Raw genomic sequence first — 13,329 nt, forward strand, 5'->3', positions numbered from 1 at the left:
GCGCCGGGTGGCGGCACAGCCCGGGCCGCAAGCGGGAGCGCGGCGGCGGCTCAGGCCCGGGGCGCGGGCAGCAGCGCCTCGGCGAGCGCGGGCAGCAGGAGGGAGAGCTGCCACTGGCGCGCGCCGTAGCCGCGCAGCACCTCCGTGACGGTGTCCACGGTGATCTCGTCGGGCGGCTGCCAGGCCAGCCGACGGACCGAGTCCGGGGTGATCAGGTTCTCCGGCGGGAGCCGGTGCTCACCGGCGACGCGGACCACCACCTCCCGGCAGCGGGCCAGCCGCCCGGCGGCCACCGGGTCGCGCTCCGCCCACCGGTGCGGCGGGGGTGGCCCCTCCACCGTCGGGGTGACCGGCAACGCGTCGTCGGCCAACTGGCGGGCCTCGTCGAGCGCCGTCAGCCAGGAGCGGGCCAGCCGGCGTACCGACCGGCCGCCGAACCCGGGCAGGGTCAGCAGGGTCTTCTCGTCCTTCGGGTCCAGCTCGGCGGCGGCGATGATCGCCGAGTCGGGCAGCACCCGGCCGGGAGCGGCGTCCCGGCGGACGGCGATCTGGTCCCGGGCGTACCACAGGGCCCGGACCCGGGCCTGCGCCCGCGCCCCCCGGACCCGGTGGATGCCGGAGGTCCGCCGCCACGGCTCCGCCCGCACCCGGGGCGGCCGGGTGGCCCAGGTGATCAGCGCGGCGAACTCCTCCGCCGCCCACGGCGACTTGCCCTGCGCCTGAAGCTCCGCGTCCAGCGCGTCGCGCAGGTCGACGAGCATCTCCACGTCCAGCGCCGCGTAGGTCAGCCAGGACTCGGGCAGCGGCCGGCTGGACCAGTCGGCCGCCGAGTGGTGCTTCTCCAGGGTGTAGCCGAGCAACTGCTCGGTCAGCGCGGCCAGGCCGACCCGCTCGAAGCCGGCCAGCCGGGCGGCCAGCTCGGTGTCGAACAACCGGCGCGGACGCAACCCCACCTCGGCCAGGCAGGCCAGGTCCTGGCTGGCGGCGTGCAGCACCCACTCGGCGTCGCCGATCGCCTCGTCGAGGGCGGTCAGGTCGGGCAGCGGCAGCGGGTCGATCAGCGTGGTGCCGGCCCCCTCCCGGCGCAGCTGCACCAGGTAGGCCCGCTGGCTGTAGCGGTACCCGGAGGCCCGCTCGGCGTCCAGGGCCACCGGGCCGGTGCCCGCCGCGAAGCGGGCCACGACCTCGTCCAGCTCGGCGGGGGTGGCCACCGGCTGGGGGGTGCCGTCGCGGGGCGCGGTCAGCGGTACGGGCCCGCCGGAGGGCTGCTCGACGCCCGCGTCCGCCGGCTGGTCGACGGCCGGGGGCGGAACGTCTGCCGTACGGCTTTCGGCGGCCCGACGGCGCAGGGGTGGTTCGTCGGTCACCTGACAACCCTAGTGCGCCGGGCGAGATGGTGTGCGCAGCCGGTCCGGTGTGTGTCGTCCCGGTGTCCGGCAGAGGTCCGGGCGATGAGGACAGCCACCTCGACCGCGGGACATTCGACGTCCGGCGGGACGTCCTCAGGGCAGCCGGGACATCCGCTTGTGTTCCGGGCGTGTCGCGTCGCTACCGGGAGGGCGGCCGGCGGTCAGGCCGCGCCGGCCGGGCGGCGGTCGGTGAGCGCGGTGACGCCCGGCGGCGGCAGCCCCGCGGTGGAGGCGAGCAGCGCACACCAGGCCGACAGGTGCGCGCCCAGGTCCTCGCCGAGCGGCGTCCAGGACGCCCGGATCTCGACGTCCCCGGCGGCGGGCGGGCCGGCCAGGTCGCCGAACCGGGTCGACACGGTCTGGGTGACCGTGCCACCCGCCGCCCGGTAGTCGGCCTCGTGCGCCTCCAGCGCGTCGGTGAGCCAGGTCCAGCCCACCCCCGGCAGCAGCGGATCGGCGGCCAGGTCGACCTCCAGGTCGGCGGTCACGTAGGTGACCAGCCGCAGGGTGCCCTGCCAGGCGTCGTGCCCGGCCGGGTCGTGCAGCAGGATCAGCCGGCCGTCGGCCACCTCGTCGTCGTCGCGCAGCACGGTGGCGGAGAGGGCGAACGCGTACGGGGCGAGCCGCTGGGGCGCGCCGACCTCCTCCAGGACGATCTCCGCCCGGGGGGTGACCGACCGCAGGCCGGCGACCGCGCGGGCGAACGTCTCCGGGAGCGCGATCGGGGGGGCCATGACCGGCAGCCTATGCCGACCCGCCGTCGCCCGCCGGGACGGCACGCCGAAGCGCCGCCCCGGCGGTGTCCCGCCGCCGACCGGGGCGTCCCGGGTCCACGCGGCACCACCGACCGGGGCGGGCAGAGGTCCGCGCGGCACCGTCGACCGGGGCCGGCCGGGCACCCGGGCCACCGCCGGCCGGCCCGGCCGGGGCGCGGGTCACAAATGGCGGCGCTGCCCGTCGGGCCCGCGCGGGTGCGTGGCACGATTGCCGCGATGACCACCGACACCACGGGCACCGCCGCCCGAGACGGAGAATCCCGCCGCAGCGGGCCGGCCGACTCGCCCTTCGTCCGGGCCTGCCGCCGGGAGTCCGTCCCGCACACCCCGGTCTGGTTCATGCGCCAGGCCGGCCGGTCCCTGCCGGAATACCGGGAGATCCGGGCCAACGTGGGGATGCTGGACTCCTGCCGCCGGCCGGACCTGGTCGCCGAGATCACCCTCCAGCCGGTCCGCCGGCACGGCGTCGACGCGGCGATCCTGTTCAGCGACATCGTGGTCCCGGTCGCCGCGGCCGGTGTCGACCTGGACATCGTCGCCGGCACCGGGCCGGTGGTGGCCGAGCCGGTGCGCACCGTCGCCGACGTCGAGCGGGTCCGCCGCATCGACCGGGCCGACGTGTCCTACGTGGACGAAGCCGTCCGGCTGCTCGTCGCCGAGCTGGGCGACACCCCGCTGATCGGCTTCGCGGGCGCGCCGTTCACCCTGGCCAGCTACCTGGTCGAGGGCGGACCGTCGCGTACCCACGCCAGGACCAAGGCGATGATGTACGGCCAGCCCGAGCTGTGGCACGCGCTCTGCGCCCGGCTCGCCGAGGTCACCCTGGCGTTCCTGCGGGTGCAGGTCGACGCCGGGGTCTCCGCCGTGCAGCTCTTCGACTCCTGGGCCGGGGCCCTGTCGGAGGCCGACTACCGCCGCTTCGTCCTGCCGCACTCCACCGCCGTGCTGTCCGGCCTGGCCGACGCCGGGGTGCCCCGGATCCACTTCGGGGTGGGCACCGCCGAACTGCTCGGCGCGATGGGGGAGGCCGGGGCCGACGTGGTCGGCGTCGACTGGCGTACCCCGCTGGACGTGGCGACCCGCCGGATCGGGCCGGACCGGGCGGTGCAGGGCAACCTCGACCCGACCGTGCTGTTCGCCCCCTGGCCGGTGATCGAGGCCGAGGTGCGACGGATCGTCGAGCAGGGCCGCGCTGCCCCCGGACACGTGTTCAACCTCGGTCACGGCGTGCTGCCGGAGACCGACCCCGAGGTGCTGACCCGGGTGGTCGCGCTGGTGCACGAGGTGTCCGCGCGCCGGGACGAGCAGGGCTGAGCGGTGCGGGCGCGGCCGTGGCGGGTGGCGGTGGTCGGTGGCGGGATCACCGGCCTGGCCGCCGCGCTCCGGCTGCGCGACCACGCCCCCGCCGACACCGAGATCACCGTGTACGAGCAGTCCGGCGCGCTCGGTGGCAAGCTGCGCACCGGTGAGCTGGCCGGCCGGCCGGTGGAGTTCGGCGCGGAGTCGTTCCTGATGCGGGACCCGGCCGGGGGCGAGTCCGCCGCGGTGACCCTGGCCCGCCGGCTCGGCCTGGCCGGGCGGATCGTGCACCCCACCGTCGGGCAGGCCGCGCTCGTCGTCGACGGCGGGCTGCGCCCGGTCCCGGGCGGCACCCTGGTCGGCGTACCCGGGGACCTGGCGGCGGTGGCGACGGTCGCCGAGCCCACGGCGGACGCCGACCGCGACGGCGGCCGGCCGCTGCTCGACGCCGACCAGGACGTCTCGGTCGGCGCGCTGGTCCGGGCCCGGTTCGGCGAGCAGGTGGTGCAGCGGCTGGTCGACCCGATGCTCGGCGGCGTCTACGCCGGCCGGGCCGACGACCTGTCCCTGGTCACCACCATGCCGGCGCTGGCCCGCGCGGCCCGGGTGGAACACACCCTGGTCGGCGCGGTCCGGGCCGCCCAGGCCGCCGCGCCCCGCGCCCCCGGCGCACCGGTCTTCGGCACCCTCGCCGGTGGGCTGAGCACCCTGGTCGAGGCGGCGGCCACGGCCAGCGGCGCGACGATCCGCCGCAACGCGGCGGTCCGCGAGCTGACCCCCGTCGGGGACGGCTGGCGGCTGACCGTCGGCCCGACCCGCGACCCGGAGTCGGTCGGGGCGGACGCGGTGCTGCTCACCGTGCCGGCCCGGCCCACGGCCCGGCTGCTCGCCGGGTTCGCCGCCGGGCCGGCGGCCACCGTCGGCGGGCTGGACTACGCCAGCGTCGCGCTGGTCACCCTGGCGCTGCCCGCGCCGGCCCTGCCCCGGCTCTCCGGTTTCCTCGTGCCGGCCACCGAGGGGCTGCTGATCAAGGCGTCGACGTTCTTCACCACCAAGTGGGGCCACCTGGCCGCGCCGGACGGGCTGGCCCTGGTCCGCGCCTCCGTCGGCCGGTACGGCGAGGAGACCTCGCTCCAGCTCACCGACGACGACCTGCTCGCCACCGTGCACCGGGAGCTGACCCGGGTGCTCGGGGTGGCACTGCCCACCCCGGTCGCCGGTCACGTGCAGCGCTGGGGCGGCGCGCTGCCCCAGTACGCCCCCGGCCACACCGGGCGGGTGGCCGCCGTCCGGGCGGCGCTGCGCGCGTCGCACCCCACCCTGGCGGTGGCCGGCGCGGGTTTCGACGGGGTCGGCATCCCGGTCTGCGTCCGCTCCGGCGAGAGCGCGGCCGAGGAGATCATCGAAGCACTGGGAGGATCGGGTCCATGACCGAGCAGAGCACCGAGCAGTCCAACGCGGCCCGGATCAGGGAACTCAACGCCACCGTGCGCTACACCATGTGGTCGGTGTACCGGGCCACCGGTGGGCTGCCGGCGCTGCGGGAGAACGTCACCGGCGAGGTGGAGTCGCTCTTCGAGGAGCTGGCCGGCAAGGACGTCGTGGTCCGGGGCATGTACGACGTGGCCGGGCTGCGCGCCGACGCGGACGTGATGATCTGGTGGCACTCGTCGTCCAGCGACGCCCTCCAGGACGCCTACCTGCGGTTGCGCCGGACCACCCTGGGGCGGGCGTTGACCCCGGTGTGGTCGCAGCTGGCGCTGCACCGGCCGGCGGAGTTCAACAAGAGCCACATCCCGGCGTTCCTCGCCGACGAGGAGCCCCGGCCCTACCTGTGCGTCTACCCGTTCGTCCGGTCCTACGAGTGGTACCTGCTGCCGGACGCCGAGCGGCGGGAGCTGCTGGCCGAGCACGGGAAGATGGCGCGCGGCTACCCGGACGTCCGGGCCAACACGGTCGCCTCGTTCGCCCTCGGCGACTACGAGTGGATGCTCGCCTTCGAGGCCGACGAGCTGCACCGGATCGTGGACCTGATGCGGGACCTGCGGGCCTCCGGGGCCCGGCGGCACGTCCGCGAGGAGGTCCCGTTCTACACCGGCCGGCGTCGCTCGGTCGCCGACATCGTCAACTGCCTGGTCTGACAGCCGCCTCGGCGGCGGGCCGGATCGTCCCCGACGACGGAGGTAGCGGCCTCCCGTGACGGGGGGCCACTACCTCCGGGTGGTGTCCGGACCGGTCAGAGGGTCGCGGTGCAGACCGGGGTCGGGCTGGCGCCGCTGCCCGAGGCGAGGAAGCCGAAGGTGGTCTTCCCGCCGGCGGCCAACGCGCCGTTGTAGTTGACGTTGCGGGCGGTCACCGTCGACCCGCTGCTGGTCAGCGTGGCGTTCCACGCCTGGCTGACCTGCTGGCCGCCGGAGTACGTCCAGTTCACCGTCCAGCCCTTGATCGCCGAGGAGCCGGCGGTCACGTCCACCTCACCCTGGAACCCGCCGCTCCAGGTCGAGGTCACCCGGTAGGTGGCGGTGCAGCCACCGGTCGCCGGCGGGGTGGTCGGCGGGGCCGTGGTGGGCGGGGCCGTGGTCGGCGGGGCGGTGGTGGGCGGCGGGGTGGTCGGCGGGGCCGTGGTCGGCGGGGCCGTGGTGGGCGGGGCGGTCGGGTTGGTGCCGCCACCGAAGTCCACGTCACTGCACAGGTAGTACGACTGGTCCAGGTGGCTGGCCTGCCACACGGTGTAGACGATGTGCCGGCCGGTACGACCCGGGGCGTTCACCGGGATCTGGATCGACACGCCGCCGGTGTCCTTGTCCCACTGGGACGCCGGGGTGTTGCCGATCTGGCCGGCGAGTTCCAGGTTGCTCCAGCCCAGTGGTGTGGTCAGCGCGTTGAAGCCCTGCTTGGTGACGTACACCCGGATGTAGTCGGCCCCGTGGCTGGCCTGGTCGAAGAACTTCAGCCGGAAGCTGTTCGCCACCGACGTGGTCTTCCACGCGCCGACGGTGTCCAGGGCGTTGTAGCGGCCGTTCTGGGTGCGCCCGCCGCTGCACAGCTGGCCGTTCGGAATGGCGCCCTGGTGGTTACCGGCGACCCCCTCGCGGAACAGGCCGTTCCAGTTCCACATGGCCTGCGGGTCGGCCTGCCAGGCCTGCCAGCACATCGGGTCCTCGGTGGCCATTCTCGGGTTCTGGAACTCGGCACCCCAGCGCTCCCAGCAGCTGTAGGCGCGGAACCCCGGGTTCACCACCGCGCCGTGCGCGGACGCCGAGTTGGCCAGGGCGGTGGTGAGCAGCAGCGCGATGATCGCGCCGATGGTGAGCAGCGACCCCGCGAGCGCGGTGGGTCGTCTGCGTAGGACGGTGGACATGGAGCCTCCGAGGTGAAGGGGTCTATCGATCGACGCCCGGACGGCCGGGAGTTGCCCCTCCCGTGCCTGCTGTGCGGCTCCCACGACGGCTCTGCCTCCGCAGGCTTGCATAGGAAAGCGGTATCCGTCAATGTTTCGGGTTGTCCACCCCGCTGCGGCGCATCGGCAGGTGGGGGATGCCGTCCTCGACGTACTCCGGGCCGGTCACGGTGAAGCCGTGCCCGGCGTAGAAGCCGGCCAGGTGGGCCTGCGCCTCCAGCACGCACGGCCGGTCGCCGACCAGTCGCAACGCCTCGGTCATCAGCCGACCGGCGAGCCCGCCGCCCCGGGCCGCCGGGGCCACCACCACCCGGCCGATCCGCACCACCCCGCCCGGGTCGGCGAGCAGCCGCAGGTAGGCCCGCACGACGCCGTCGTGGGTCAGCCAGAGGTGCCGGGTGCCGGGTTCGACGTCCCGCCCGTCCAGTTCCGGGTACGGGCAGCACTGCTCCACCACGAACACGTCGATGCGCAACCGCAGCAGGTCGTGGAAGGTGCGTACGTCCAGCTCGGTGAAGCTGGCGACGTGGACGTCGACGGTCTGCGGTGCCATCAGGCGATGGTAGGCGGCCCCGCCCGCCGGCCCGGCACGCCCCGTGACGTCGGGGCCGGCCGGGTCAGGCCGGCCGGGTCAGGGTGGGGCAGGGTGGGGCAGGCCGGGCCGGCCGGGTCAGGCCGGCTCAGGCCGGGCGGGCGCCGACCGCGTCGCGGATCTCCGCGCCCAGGGCCTCCACCGCGCGGGCGCAGTGCGCACAGCAGAAGAACCGGCCGCCGACCTCCACCCCGTGCCCGATGATCTTCACCTGGCAGTGCTCGCAGATCGGCGCGAGCTTGTGCGCCGCGCACTCGAAGGAGTCGAAGGTGTGCACGTCACCGCTGACCGTACGCACCTCGAACGCCATCCAGTAGTCGTTGCCGCAGACCTCGCAGGTAGCCACCTGTCACACCCCCCGAATCGGACATCTGCCCCCAGGGTGCGGCCTCGCGGGGCCGGGCAGGGCGAAATGCCCCGGATCGATCGGGTCGGACGGCGTTTCGCCCCGGCGTGTCGGGCGTTTGACCCGGTAGGACGCCCCGACCCCGGGAGGATCACGTGATCAAGCGCAGCAGACTCTTCGGCACCCAGACCCGGGTCACCTTCTGCCTGCCCCGGGACACCCCACCCGGCACGGTCAGCGTCGTCGGCTGTTTCAACGACTGGCAGCCGGGCCGGCACGAGCTGGTGCCCCGCCGGGACGGCACGCGGACGGTGACCGTCCGGCTCGGCCCCGGCGAGCACCGGTTCCGCTACCTCGCCACCGGCGGTGTCTGGCTCGACGACTCCGGCGCCGACCGGGTGGACGACGAGGGTAGCCTGCTGCTGCTCTGACCGCCCCGGCCGGCCCGGGGTGGGTCCGGTTCCGCTACGGCCCGGTGTCGGTTCAGCCCTGCTTCGGCTCCAGCCGGATCGACACCGAGTTCACGCAGTGCCGGGTGTCCTTCGGGGTGAAACCCTCACCGTGGAAGACGTGCCCGAGGTGACTGTCGCAGCGGGCGCAGCGGATCTCGGTCCGCACCATGCCGAGGCTGCGGTCCTGGATCTCCCGCACCCGGCCCGGGATGGCGTCGTCGAAGCTCGGCCAGCCGCAGTGCGAGTCGAACTTGGTGTCGCTGGAGAACAGTTCGAGCCCGCAGGCCCGGCAGTGGTAGACGCCGGGGGTCTTCGTGTCGACGTACTCGCCGGTGAAGGGGCGCTCGGTGCCGGCCTCGCGCAGCACCCGGAACTCCTCCGGGGTCAACCGGACCCGCCACTCGTCCTCGGTGCGGGGCAGTTCGTTCTCGTCAAGACTCACCGGTCAACCGTACGTCGGATGTCGGGGGCATCGCATATGGTCGCGCCATGGCGGGCAGCGGGAAGGCGACGGCGACCGAGGTCGAGGTGGCCGGGCGCAGCGTCCGGCTGAGCAGCCCGGACCGGGTGATCTTCCCGGAGCGCGGCTTCACCAAGGCCGACGTCTTCCACTACTACGTCGCGGTGGGCGACGGCATCATGCGCGCCCTGGCCGACCGGCCGACCACCCTGCAACGCTTCCCCGACGGCATCACGGGGGAGGCGTTCTTCTCCAAGCGGGTGCCCACCCGGGGGGTGCCGCCGTGGGTGCGGACGGTCGGCATCACCTTCCCCAGCGGCCGGGGGGCCGACGAGTTGCGCCCCACCGACCTCGCCCACGTCGCCTGGGCCGCGCAGATGGGCACGGTGGTGTTCCACCCCTGGCCGGTCCGGGCCGCCGCCGTCGACCACCCCGACGAGCTGCGGGTGGATCTCGATCCGCAGCCCGGCACCGACTTCGCCGACGCGGCGACGGCCGCCGCCGAGCTGCGGGGCATCCTCGCCGAGCTGGGCATGACCGGCTGGCCGAAGACCTCCGGCGGCCGGGGCCTGCACGTCTACCTGCGCATCGCGCCGAGGTGGACGTTCACCGAGGTGCGCCGGGCCACCATCGCGTTGGCCCGGGAGCTGGAACGGCGTCGTCCCGACCTGGTCACCACCGCCTGGTGGAAGGAGGAACGCGGGCAGCGGGTCTTCGTCGACTACAACCAGATGGCCCGGGACCGCACCATCGCCTGCGCGTACTCGCTGCGGGCCAACGCGCGGGCCACCGTCTCCACCCCGGTCACCTGGGACGAGTTGCCCGACGTCGATCCCGACGATTTCGACCTGCGGACGGTGCCGGTCCGGTTGGCCGAGCGGGGCGACCCGCACGCGGGCATCGACGACGACCCCGTCGACATCACGCCCCTGCTCGACTGGGCCGAGCGGGACGCCGGGCAGGGCCTGGGTGACCTGCCCTATCCACCGGACCATCCGAAGATGCCCGGCGAGCCGAAACGGGTGCAGCCGAGCCGGGCGAAGCGCCCGGCCGACGACGCCACCGCCTGAAATCCGGCGACGCCACCGGCGGAATTCGGAATGCCGGCGGCGTCGGGGGTACGGGGTGTCCGCCGGTAATCCGAAATCAGTTGCGCGGCATGCCACTCCCACGCGTGAAAATGGCTTTCCTCCGCACTCTTTCCGGTACTGATGATTGCGCTCGACTGGTCGTCACGCCTACGGTCGAATATGAAAGGTAGGATGCGCGGACGTCGGCTGCACTCCTGTGAACAGGGCTTATGCCCTCGATGCTGAGTGTCCGGTCGGCTGCCGGTCGGCGGCGACAGCCGGTTCGCCGGTCAGCGGCTCCGATTCATCCGACCGGACGCGGGCACCGGACAGGGGAATCACCATGGCGGCCACGACGAGAAGAACGCAGCGGATCGGCGGGGTGCCGGGCCGGCATTCCGTGATCCTCGAATACCTCAAGATCCTGCCGGCCGTGCTCACCGGGGTGGCCGCGGTCCTCGTCGCCCTCACCGGACTGCTGACCCTGCTCGTCAGATAGTTTCCGGCAGGCGGCCGGCCGGACGGTCCGCATGCGGTTGCGGGGTTAGGTCCCCGGACCGGCACCCGTCGCTCGGCGCGGAGGCGTTCTCGCGGGTGGCCGGTCGGGCCGTCCAGGCGAAGAAACGGTCGAACAGTTCCGCCGGGGACGGGGCCGGGTGCGGATTGAGCCGCACCAGGTCGGCGGTGGCCTCGAACAACTGGCTGGACATGTAGATCGACAGCGCCACCCGGTCCCGCCGGTACTCCCTGGTCAGGAGCAGGCGGGCAGGTTGGCACGGCCACGGTGCGGCACACGTCCGGCAGCGCCACAGCGGACGCATCGGCGGATGCCCACCCACGGGCCGCCGCTGCCGATCATGAACAGGCGAAACGTTCGACTCGGTCACGCCATCATCGTGACCCTGTCCGTTGTCTACGTCAATAGTCTCCGTAGTTGTCGGCGTCGAGAACGATGAGTGCTGTCATTGTCAACCCGTGGACCTCGTCGGCGTGTCGGAGATCAGGACGATGCTCGGGAACGTCTCCCGGCAGCGCGCGTCCGTGATCGCCAACCAGCGGAACTTCCCGGAACCCGTGGCGGTGCTGGCGATGGGCAAGGTGTGGCGGAAGTCCGACGTCGAGGCGTGGATCCGCGAGCACCGGCCGGAGTTGACCACGGACTGACTAGGCTCGGGCCGATGACCAGCCAGATCCGCCGGGCCACCGCCCAAGACCTGCCCCGCGCCGCGCGTACGCTCGCCGTCGCCTTCCACGACTACCCGTGGACGCGGTGGTCGATCCCGGCCGACGACTACCCGCGTCGACTCGAAGAGCTACAGGCCCTCTACCTGGGGCACGCCCTCGAGCACGGCCTCGTCCTCGTCGCTGACGACACTCAGGCGGTCGCCGCGTTCCTGCCGGGCGACGCGCCCGCGCCGGGGGAGGACCTCCAGGCGCGGATCGCGGACCTGCACGGTGACCGGCTGGCGGCGCTCATGGCCGCCGAGTTGCCGGCGCGGCCGCCCGGCGCGTGGGAACTCGCGACGTTGGGCGTCCACCCGGACCGGCGCGGTGTCGGTCTCGGCTCCGCCGTCGCCGCCGCGGGGGTGGCCCTCGTCGAGGAGTCCGGCGACCCGGACGGCATCGCGCTGGAAACGTCCGACGAGCGCAACGTCCGCCTCTACGAACGGCTCGGCTTCGCGGTCACGGCGCGGACCACGATCGAGGGTGGCCCGCTGGTCTGCTCCATGTACCGGCCGGCCCGGCGGACGCCGGTCCCGGGCTGACCCTGGTCGGGCCGCAAGACTGCCCGGTCGGGCCTGGACGCCGACCCCATGATCGACGCCGGGCCGGCGCGCGCTGCGATCGCCGACGTGATCGACTCAATGTCGCTGATGTTGCGGTATGTAAGCCGCTGTGACCGCGCAACATCGGCCCACTTGAGTCGATCTTGGGTTGGGTGGCCGCTGTGACCGCGCACTATCGGCCTACTTGAGTCGATCTTGGGGTCAGCGGCCGGCGGCGATCGCCTCGACGGCCTCCTTGGCGGTGCGCAGGTCCACGCCGGTCGCCTCCCGGTACGCCTTGATCGCCCTGATCTTGTCGCCCCGGGCCAGGTGTTCCCGCACCCCGGGCAGGGTCGGGCCCCGGTCCACGACGCCGAGGTGCTCCATGATCAGCCGCTGGCGGCGCTCGACCTCCACCAGCCGGAACGACACGTCGTCGCGGCGACTGCGCAGCGGGAACTGCACCAGCAGCGCCAGCACGAGGGCGAGAGTCGACAGCATCAGCGCGGTTTCCATGCCGCCGATCCCACCAGATCCGCGCCGCAGGGCCAACCGGCGGGCCAGGGTAACGATCATGTAACGGGTGCGAACCTTTCCCGCCGGGTCACCGCTCTTGCTCTCCGTCGGCCCGACCCCGGGCCCCGGGGAGGCAACGGATGAAGCTGGTGTGGAGGCGGGCCCGCGAGGCGCGGGGACTGCTGCTCGCGGCGGTCGCCGCCGCAGTGGTCGCGATCGCGCTGGTCACCGGACTGGCCGACTACAACCGGCGGGCCGTCGACGCCGGGCAGCGGGCCCTGATCACCGCCGCGCCCGTCGAGGAACGCAGCCTGCTGGTCAGCGGCTCCGGTGGCCGCGACCGCACCGAGTACGCCGCCCGCGACCGGGCCGTCCGGGACGGCTTCGCCACCGCCCTCAAGGGCACCCCGATCCGGGTCTCCGCCGCCCGCTACGGCACCGGACGGGAACTCACCGGCACCCTCGCCCCGGGCATCCGTACCGGAAAGGAACCGGTCTTCGCCACCCTCGCCACCCTGGACGACCTGGCCGGGCACGCCGACCTCGTCGACGGCACCTGGCCGACCGCCGGGGCCGGCCCGCTCCAGGCCACCCTGCCCGAGAAGGTCGCCGGCGCGCTGGGCCTGCGGACCGGCGACCGGGTGCCGATGCGCGACCGCAGCGCCGACCGGCGTACCGAAGTGGTGCTCGCCGGCACCTGGCGGCCCCGCGACCCGGCCGACCCGTACTGGCGGCTCGCCCCCGGACTGGGCACCGACGCGGACGGCGACGCCGCGCACGGGCCGTTCGTGCTCGACCCGGCCGACTTCGCGGCCACCTTCCCCGGCGGGGTCTCCGCCGCCTGGGTGGTCGCCCCCGACCTGGCCGCCGTCGGAGCGGACCGGCTGCCGGCGCTGCGCCGGGCCGTCGCCACCGCCGCGACCGGGGTGCCCGAGACGGCCGGACTCGGCTCGTCCGCCCAGGCGGTGACCACCCTCGACCGGCTCATCGACCGGATCAGCCGGGCCGACCTGGCCGGCCGCTCGGCCCTGGCCACCCCGCTGCTGCTGATCGTCGTCCTCGGCGGGTACGCGCTGGTGCTCATCGCCGCCCTGCTGCACGAGGACCGGCGCGCCCAGACCGCCCTGCTGCGGGCCCGGGGCGCGGCCCGCCGGCAACTCGCCGGCCTGGCCGCCCGGGAGGCGACCCTGGTGGTCGTCCCCGCCGCCCTGCTCGGGCCGCTGCTCGCCGGTGGGGCGCTGCG

17 protein-coding genes are annotated in these 13,329 nt (G+C 74.3%); 9 read left to right on the forward strand and 8 right to left on the reverse strand.

Features of this window, described 5'->3' with window-relative positions; genetic code table 11:
• Positions 1 to 50: 50 nt before the first annotated feature.
• Both H1A17_RS31090 and H1A17_RS31095 read right to left on the reverse strand, forming a co-directional pair.
• A complete protein-coding gene (locus H1A17_RS31090) occupies positions 51 to 1,367 on the reverse strand; it encodes a ribonuclease D (protein WP_194823559.1) in 1,317 nt (438 codons plus the stop codon).
• Positions 1,368 to 1,570: 203 nt separating this feature from the next.
• Positions 1,571 to 2,143: a DUF3000 domain-containing protein gene (locus H1A17_RS31095; RefSeq protein WP_194823560.1), complete on the reverse strand. Its 573-nt coding sequence runs from the start codon at positions 2,141 to 2,143 to the stop codon at positions 1,571 to 1,573.
• A 258-nt stretch (positions 2,144 to 2,401) separates the two neighbouring features.
• On the opposite strand from H1A17_RS31095, the gene hemE reads away from it, so the two are divergent.
• The 3 genes from hemE to hemQ are packed head-to-tail and all read left to right on the forward strand — an operon-like array spanning position 2,402 to position 5,625.
• The gene (gene hemE, locus H1A17_RS31100) at positions 2,402 to 3,499 is read left to right on the forward strand and encodes a uroporphyrinogen decarboxylase (RefSeq protein WP_088645502.1); all 1,098 of its coding nucleotides are present in this window, start codon (positions 2,402 to 2,404) and stop codon (positions 3,497 to 3,499) included.
• A gap of 3 nt (positions 3,500 to 3,502) precedes the next feature.
• The gene (gene hemG, locus H1A17_RS31105; RefSeq protein ID WP_145918531.1) at positions 3,503 to 4,915 is read left to right on the forward strand and encodes a protoporphyrinogen oxidase; all 1,413 of its coding nucleotides are present in this window, start codon (positions 3,503 to 3,505) and stop codon (positions 4,913 to 4,915) included.
• A complete protein-coding gene (gene hemQ / locus H1A17_RS31110) occupies positions 4,912 to 5,625 on the forward strand; it encodes a hydrogen peroxide-dependent heme synthase (protein WP_088645485.1) in 714 nt (237 codons plus the stop codon). The genes hemG and hemQ overlap by 4 nt, the downstream gene beginning before the upstream one ends.
• Positions 5,626 to 5,720: 95 nt before the next feature.
• On the opposite strand, the gene H1A17_RS31115 is transcribed toward hemQ, so the two are convergent.
• From H1A17_RS31115 to H1A17_RS31125, 3 genes are all read right to left on the reverse strand, one after another.
• Positions 5,721 to 6,845 carry a lytic polysaccharide monooxygenase gene (locus H1A17_RS31115; protein ID WP_194823561.1) on the reverse strand — a complete coding sequence of 375 codons (1,125 nt, stop codon included), beginning with the start codon at positions 6,843 to 6,845 and terminating at the stop codon, positions 5,721 to 5,723.
• 127 nt (positions 6,846 to 6,972) lie between these two features.
• On the reverse strand, positions 6,973 to 7,437 hold the full coding sequence (locus H1A17_RS31120) for a GNAT family N-acetyltransferase (protein WP_194823562.1): 465 nt from the start codon (positions 7,435 to 7,437) through the stop codon (positions 6,973 to 6,975).
• A 127-nt stretch (positions 7,438 to 7,564) separates the two neighbouring features.
• Complete coding sequence (locus tag H1A17_RS31125; RefSeq protein ID WP_088645482.1) at positions 7,565 to 7,822, reverse strand: Prokaryotic metallothionein; 258 nt, start codon at positions 7,820 to 7,822, stop codon at positions 7,565 to 7,567.
• Positions 7,823 to 7,977: 155 nt separating this feature from the next.
• Between H1A17_RS31125 and H1A17_RS31130 the strand changes: the two genes are divergently transcribed.
• Positions 7,978 to 8,253 carry an isoamylase early set domain-containing protein gene (locus H1A17_RS31130; protein WP_145918534.1) on the forward strand — a complete coding sequence of 92 codons (276 nt, stop codon included), beginning with the start codon at positions 7,978 to 7,980 and terminating at the stop codon, positions 8,251 to 8,253.
• A gap of 52 nt (positions 8,254 to 8,305) precedes the next feature.
• On the opposite strand, the gene msrB is transcribed toward H1A17_RS31130, so the two are convergent.
• Complete coding sequence (gene msrB, locus H1A17_RS31135) at positions 8,306 to 8,716, reverse strand: peptide-methionine (R)-S-oxide reductase MsrB (RefSeq protein WP_145918535.1); 411 nt, start codon at positions 8,714 to 8,716, stop codon at positions 8,306 to 8,308.
• Positions 8,717 to 8,763: 47 nt separating this feature from the next.
• Between msrB and ligD the strand changes: the two genes are divergently transcribed.
• Both ligD and H1A17_RS31145 read left to right on the forward strand, forming a co-directional pair.
• A complete protein-coding gene (gene ligD / locus H1A17_RS31140; RefSeq protein ID WP_145918536.1) occupies positions 8,764 to 9,804 on the forward strand; it encodes a non-homologous end-joining DNA ligase in 1,041 nt (346 codons plus the stop codon).
• 343 nt (positions 9,805 to 10,147) lie between these two features.
• On the forward strand, positions 10,148 to 10,303 hold the full coding sequence (locus tag H1A17_RS31145) for a hypothetical protein (RefSeq protein ID WP_158224222.1): 156 nt from the start codon (positions 10,148 to 10,150) through the stop codon (positions 10,301 to 10,303).
• On the opposite strand, the gene H1A17_RS31150 is transcribed toward H1A17_RS31145, so the two are convergent.
• Complete coding sequence (locus H1A17_RS31150) at positions 10,296 to 10,625, reverse strand: hypothetical protein (RefSeq protein ID WP_309236907.1); 330 nt, start codon at positions 10,623 to 10,625, stop codon at positions 10,296 to 10,298. The genes H1A17_RS31145 and H1A17_RS31150 overlap by 8 nt on opposite strands.
• Positions 10,626 to 10,779: 154 nt before the next feature.
• Here H1A17_RS31150 and H1A17_RS31155 point away from each other — a divergent pair, with 154 nt between their 5' ends.
• Both H1A17_RS31155 and H1A17_RS31160 read left to right on the forward strand, forming a co-directional pair.
• Positions 10,780 to 10,968: a hypothetical protein gene (locus tag H1A17_RS31155; protein WP_145918537.1), complete on the forward strand. Its 189-nt coding sequence runs from the start codon at positions 10,780 to 10,782 to the stop codon at positions 10,966 to 10,968.
• A 14-nt stretch (positions 10,969 to 10,982) separates the two neighbouring features.
• Entirely contained in the window at positions 10,983 to 11,570 is a 588-nt protein-coding gene (locus tag H1A17_RS31160; protein ID WP_194823563.1) for a GNAT family N-acetyltransferase, read from the forward strand.
• Between the two features lie 222 nt (positions 11,571 to 11,792).
• Here the strand turns inward: H1A17_RS31160 and H1A17_RS31165 are convergent, their stop codons facing one another.
• The gene (locus tag H1A17_RS31165) at positions 11,793 to 12,146 is read right to left on the reverse strand and encodes a hypothetical protein (protein WP_194823564.1); all 354 of its coding nucleotides are present in this window, start codon (positions 12,144 to 12,146) and stop codon (positions 11,793 to 11,795) included.
• An 80-nt stretch (positions 12,147 to 12,226) separates the two neighbouring features.
• On the opposite strand from H1A17_RS31165, the gene H1A17_RS31170 reads away from it, so the two are divergent.
• The coding region (locus tag H1A17_RS31170) for an FtsX-like permease family protein (protein ID WP_309236908.1) at positions 12,227 to 13,329 on the forward strand (1,103 nt) is incomplete at its 3' end.

Source organism: Micromonospora sp. S-DT3-3-22 (assembly GCF_015354745.1).
GTDB lineage: Bacteria > Actinomycetota > Actinomycetes > Mycobacteriales > Micromonosporaceae > Micromonospora > Micromonospora wenchangensis.

Bases quoted from the DNA above. Each gene is read 5' to 3' on its own strand.
- H1A17_RS31095 (WP_194823560.1), bottom strand. From the start codon at position 2,143: ATGGCCCCCCCGATCGCGCTCCCGGAGACGTTCGCCCGCGCGGTCGCC.
- hemE (WP_088645502.1), top strand. From the start codon at position 2,402: ATGACCACCGACACCACGGGCACCGCCGCCCGAGACGGAGAATCCCGC.
- hemQ (WP_088645485.1), top strand. From the start codon at position 4,912: ATGACCGAGCAGAGCACCGAGCAGTCCAACGCGGCCCGGATCAGGGAA.
- H1A17_RS31115 (WP_194823561.1), bottom strand. From the start codon at position 6,845: ATGTCCACCGTCCTACGCAGACGACCCACCGCGCTCGCGGGGTCGCTG.
- H1A17_RS31120 (WP_194823562.1), bottom strand. From the start codon at position 7,437: ATGGCACCGCAGACCGTCGACGTCCACGTCGCCAGCTTCACCGAGCTG.
- ligD (WP_145918536.1), top strand. From the start codon at position 8,764: ATGGCGGGCAGCGGGAAGGCGACGGCGACCGAGGTCGAGGTGGCCGGG.
- H1A17_RS31145 (WP_158224222.1), top strand. From the start codon at position 10,148: ATGGCGGCCACGACGAGAAGAACGCAGCGGATCGGCGGGGTGCCGGGC.
- H1A17_RS31150 (WP_309236907.1), bottom strand. From the start codon at position 10,625: ATGCGTCCGCTGTGGCGCTGCCGGACGTGTGCCGCACCGTGGCCGTGC.
- H1A17_RS31160 (WP_194823563.1), top strand. From the start codon at position 10,983: ATGACCAGCCAGATCCGCCGGGCCACCGCCCAAGACCTGCCCCGCGCC.
- H1A17_RS31165 (WP_194823564.1), bottom strand. From the start codon at position 12,146: ATGATCGTTACCCTGGCCCGCCGGTTGGCCCTGCGGCGCGGATCTGGT.